This window comes from Azospirillum sp. UFLA03-27 (assembly GCF_059803775.1).
Window position 1 is genome coordinate 1 of record NZ_JAUQTX010000382.1, and the last position, 4,118, is coordinate 4,118.

General features: G+C 68.3%; 6 protein-coding genes and 1 pseudogene. All 7 read left to right on the forward strand.

What is annotated here, in order from left to right; all coding sequences use genetic code 11:
* On the forward strand, window positions 1–440 hold a 440-nt coding region (locus tag Q4I23_RS30990), incomplete at its 5' end, for an endonuclease domain-containing protein (RefSeq protein ID WP_498528764.1).
* A complete protein-coding gene (gene ruvA / locus Q4I23_RS30995) occupies window positions 437–1,063 on the forward strand; it encodes a Holliday junction branch migration protein RuvA (RefSeq protein ID WP_498528765.1) in 627 nt (208 codons plus the stop codon). The genes Q4I23_RS30990 and ruvA, both read left to right, overlap by 4 nt.
* Window positions 1,060–2,151, forward strand: a complete 1,092-nt coding sequence (ruvB, locus tag Q4I23_RS31000; RefSeq protein ID WP_498528766.1) for a Holliday junction branch migration DNA helicase RuvB — start codon at window positions 1,060–1,062, stop codon at window positions 2,149–2,151. Before ruvA ends, ruvB begins: the two co-directional genes overlap by 4 nt.
* Window positions 2,144–2,623 carry a tol-pal system-associated acyl-CoA thioesterase gene (gene ybgC / locus Q4I23_RS31005; RefSeq protein WP_498528767.1) on the forward strand — a complete coding sequence of 160 codons (480 nt, stop codon included), beginning with the start codon at window positions 2,144–2,146 and terminating at the stop codon, window positions 2,621–2,623. The genes ruvB and ybgC overlap by 8 nt, the downstream gene beginning before the upstream one ends.
* A 5-nt stretch (window positions 2,624–2,628) precedes the next feature.
* On the forward strand, window positions 2,629–3,351 hold the full coding sequence (gene tolQ / locus Q4I23_RS31010; protein ID WP_498528768.1) for a protein TolQ: 723 nt from the start codon (window positions 2,629–2,631) through the stop codon (window positions 3,349–3,351).
* 1 nt (window position 3,352) lies between these two features.
* Entirely contained in the window at window positions 3,353–3,835 is a 483-nt protein-coding gene (tolR, locus tag Q4I23_RS31015) for a protein TolR (RefSeq protein ID WP_014240514.1), read from the forward strand.
* 28 nt (window positions 3,836–3,863) lie between these two features.
* Window positions 3,864–4,118: pseudogene (locus Q4I23_RS31020) on the forward strand (hypothetical protein); the annotation flags it as partial.

A 4,118-nucleotide genomic window follows, 5' to 3' on the forward strand; every position in this document is an offset into this window, starting at 1 on the left:
GTTATAGTCTCGTGGGCTCGGAGATGTGTATAAGAGACAGGGACAAGCCGGCGCCTTTGCACACCAACCGTGCCGTTCAGATGCGGCGCGATTCCACGGAAGTGGAAAAGATCGTATGGCAACGTTTGCGGAACGCGCAGATGGGGGCCAAATTCCGACGGCAGGAACCCATTGTCGGCTTTATCGTGGATTTCGTCGCGCACGACCATCGGTTGGTGATCGAACTGGATGGTGGGCAGCACGCCGAGCAGGCGCCGTATGACGAGCGCCGGACGCGCATGCTGGAACAGGCCGGTTTCCGCGTGCTGCGCTTCTGGAACAACGACGTGAACGACAATCTGGAAGGCGTTCTCGAAACCATCCGCACGGCGCTTTCCGCGACCACCGTGTTGCGCCGTGATCCCCTCCAGCGTTTGAGGGACAAGGAGAATTCCCCATGATCGCCAAGCTCACCGGTGTCGTGGATTCGGTCGGGACCGACTGGGTGGTGGTGGACGTCAACGGGGTCGGCTACCAAGTCGCCTGCTCCAACCGCACGCTGTCGCGCATGGCGGTGGGGGAGCGGCGGGCGCTGGTCGTCGAGACCTTCATCCGCGACGACCGGATCACCCTCTACGGCTTCGCCGATGCCGGCGAGCGTGACTGGTTCCGGCTGCTGACCACCATCCAGGGCGTCGGCTCGCGCCTCGCCCTGTCGATCCTCGGCGTGCTCGATCCCGACCAGCTCACCCGCGCCATCGCGGCGCAGGACAAGACGGCGCTCACCCGCGCCGACGGCGTGGGGCCGAAGGTGGCCGCGCGCATCGTCAACGAGTTGAAGGACAAGGTGGGCAACCTCACCCTCGGCGCCTCGGCCTCCGCCGCTCCGGCGGCGGGCGGCAAGGCGGCGCCGGCGGGCAGCCCCGACAACATGGTCATGGCGGACGCCGTCTCGGCCCTCGTCAACCTCGGCTATGGGCGGTCGGAGGCGTTCGGCGCCGTCGTGGCCGCCGGGCGCAAGCTGGGTGACGGGGCCGGCGTGTCGGAGCTGATCCGCCATGGCCTCAAGGAACTCAGCCAATGACCGCCGACCAGAACGGCACCGATCCCGACCGGCTGGTGCAGCCGGGGCGGGGCGCCGGCGATTCCGGCGAAGCCTCGATCCGCCCGCTCTCGCTCGCCGAGTTCATCGGCCAGCGGCAGGCGCGCGAGAACCTGTCGATCTTCATCCAGGCCGCCCGCTCGCGCGGCGAGGCCCTGGACCATGTGCTGCTGTTCGGGCCGCCGGGCCTGGGCAAGACGACGCTGGCCCAGATCGTCTCGCGCGAGCTGGGGGTGGGCTTCCGCGCCACCTCCGGCCCGGTCATCGCGCGGGCCGGCGACCTCGCCGCTCTGCTGACCAACCTGCAGCCGCACGACGTCCTCTTCATCGACGAGATTCATCGCCTTAATCCCGCCGTGGAAGAGGTGCTCTATCCCGCCATGGAGGATTTCCAGCTCGACCTCATCATCGGCGAAGGCCCGTCGGCGCGGTCCATCCGGATCGACCTGCCGCCCTTCACGCTGGTCGGCGCCACCACCCGGTCCGGCCTCATCACGCGCCCCCTGCGCGAACGGTTCGGCATTCCCGTGCGGCTGCAGTTCTACGAGCCGGACGAGCTGGAGCTGATCGTCCGCCGCGCCGCAGCCGTGTTCAACATGCTCATCACGCCGGAAGGGGCGCGGGAGATCGCCAACCGCTCGCGCGGGACGCCGCGCGTGTCGGGGCGGCTGCTGCGCCGGGTGCGCGACTTCGCCTCGGTGGCCGGTGTGCCGGAGGTGGATGCCCGCATCGCCGACGCCGCCCTGACCCGGCTGGAGGTCGACCGGCTCGGCCTCGACAGCATGGACAGGCGCTATCTGGGCATCATCGCCAACAACTACGGCGGCGGCCCGGTGGGCGTGGACACGCTGGGCGCCGCGCTCGGCGAGCAGCGCGACGTGCTGGAGGAGGTGGTGGAACCCTACCTGATCCAGCAGGGCTTCCTGCAGCGGACCCCGCGCGGGCGCATGCTGACCGACCAGGGCTTCCGCTATCTGGGCCTCAACCCTCCGTCGGCGCCGACCCGCCAGTTCGACCTTCTGGACCGGCTGTCGGAGGCCAACCCGGACCCGGAGGACGGCGATGTCTGACGCGGTCGGGACGGCAAATCTTTCGGGCTGGTTTGACGAGAACGCGCAGCACAGGCTGCGCTTGCGGGTCTACTACGAGGACACGGACGCTGGGGGTCTGGTCTATCACGCCAACTACCTGCGCTTCTTCGAGCGGGCGCGCACCGAGATGCTGCGGCTGACCGGATTCACCAACTCCGGACTGGCCGAAAGCGACGGTGTGTCATTTGCGGTACGACGGGCGGAGATCGATTTTGTCGCTCCCGCAAAGCTCGAGGATACGCTTGAAGTGGTGACGCGAATCACCGATACCGGCGGTGCCTCCTTCGCAGTTGCACAACTTGCCCGTCGCGACGGCCGCGACCTCGCGCGGGCGGTGATTCAGCTGGCGATGATCAATTTGGCCGGTAACCGGGCCGGACGTCCCGCGCGCCTCCCGGCGCCGGTCCGCGAGGCGCTCATCGATTTGTACAAAAGGCAGAAGCGAGACTGACTGCGATGGATCTGAATTCCGCCCAGGTGGTCGGGGCCGCGGCGAAGGCTCACGACATCACGATGTGGGGCCTGTTCTGGCAGGCCGACCTGATCGTCAAGGTCGTGATGCTGATGCTGCTGATTGCCTCGGTGTGGTGCTGGGCCATCATCATCGAGAAGCTGATGCGCATCCGCCGCCTGAACGCGCAGGCGGACGCCTTCGAGGAGAGCTTCTGGTCCGGCGGCTCGCTGGACGCGCTGTACGACCGCATCGGCCAGAACCCGAGCGATCCGATGTCGGCGACCTTCGCCGCCGGCATGCGCGAATGGCGCCACGCCGCCGATCGCGGCATCGGCTCGATGAAGGGCTCGCTCCAGCAGCGGGTCGAGCGCGTCATGTCGGTGACCATCGGTCGCGAGATGCTGCGCGCCGAACGCTACATGACCTTCCTGGCGTCGGTCGGTTCGACGGCCCCCTTCATCGGCCTGTTCGGCACGGTGTGGGGCATCATGAACTCCTTCACCTCCATCGCCGCGTCGGGCAACACCAGCCTCGCCGTCGTCGCCCCCGGCATCGCCGAGGCGCTGTTCGCCACGGCGCTGGGTCTCGTGGCCGCCATTCCCGCCGTGATCTCGTACAACAAGTTCACCACCGACCTCGGCCGTTACGCCGATCGGCTGGAGACCTTCTCGGGCGAGTTCTCGGCGATCCTGTCGCGCCACCTCGAGGAGCGGGGAGCCGCCTGACATGGGAGCCCAGCTCGCAGGAAAGGGCGGCCACGGTCGGGGCCGCCGCCGCGGATACCGCGCGATGGCCGACATCAACATGACGCCCTTCATCGACGTCATGCTGGTGCTGCTGATCGTCTTCATGGTCGCGGCACCGCTGCTGACCGTCGGCGTGCCGGTGGATCTGCCGAAGACCAACGCCGCCCCGCTGGAGGCGCAGAAGGACCCGCTGTTCGTGACCGTTCAGTCCGACGGCCGGGTCTATGTGCAGGAGACGGCGGTGGAGACGGCCAACATGGTGCCGCTGCTGATCGCCGTGACCAACAACAACCCAGACGCCCGCATCCTGGTGCGTGGCGACGCGAAGATCGCCTACGGCAAGATGCTGGAGGTGATGGGCACCATGAGCGCCGCCGGCTTCAAGAAGGTCGGGCTGGTCGCCGAGATGCCCAGCGGGCCGGGCGCCACCGGGCCGCGCGTCGGCGGCTCGGCGCAGCGCTGAGACGCCACGGCGAGTTGAAGGCTGACCCATGCGCAAACCCCTGATCGCCTCGGCAACGCTGCACGTCGCGCTGGTCGCGCTGTTCGTGCTCGGCATGCCGCCCAGCGATCGCAAGCTGGACATCCCCGAGTCCATCCCGATCGAGATCGTGGACATGGGCGAGGTGACCCAGGCCGCGCGCGTCGACAAGGGCGAGCCCAAACCGTCGGCGCCCAAGCCGCCGGTTCCCGAGGCCAAGCCGAGTCCGCCGGCCCCCGCGCCACCGGAACCTTCGGCTCGGGCC

Excerpts from the sequence above, each read along its gene's own strand:
- ruvA (WP_498528765.1), top strand. The coding sequence starts at position 437 with ATGATCGCCAAGCTCACCGGTGTCGTGGATTCGGTCGGGACCGACTGG.
- ruvB (WP_498528766.1), top strand. The coding sequence starts at position 1,060 with ATGACCGCCGACCAGAACGGCACCGATCCCGACCGGCTGGTGCAGCCG.
- ybgC (WP_498528767.1), top strand. The coding sequence starts at position 2,144 with ATGTCTGACGCGGTCGGGACGGCAAATCTTTCGGGCTGGTTTGACGAG.
- tolQ (WP_498528768.1), top strand. The coding sequence starts at position 2,629 with ATGGATCTGAATTCCGCCCAGGTGGTCGGGGCCGCGGCGAAGGCTCAC.
- tolR (WP_014240514.1), top strand. The coding sequence starts at position 3,353 with ATGGGAGCCCAGCTCGCAGGAAAGGGCGGCCACGGTCGGGGCCGCCGC.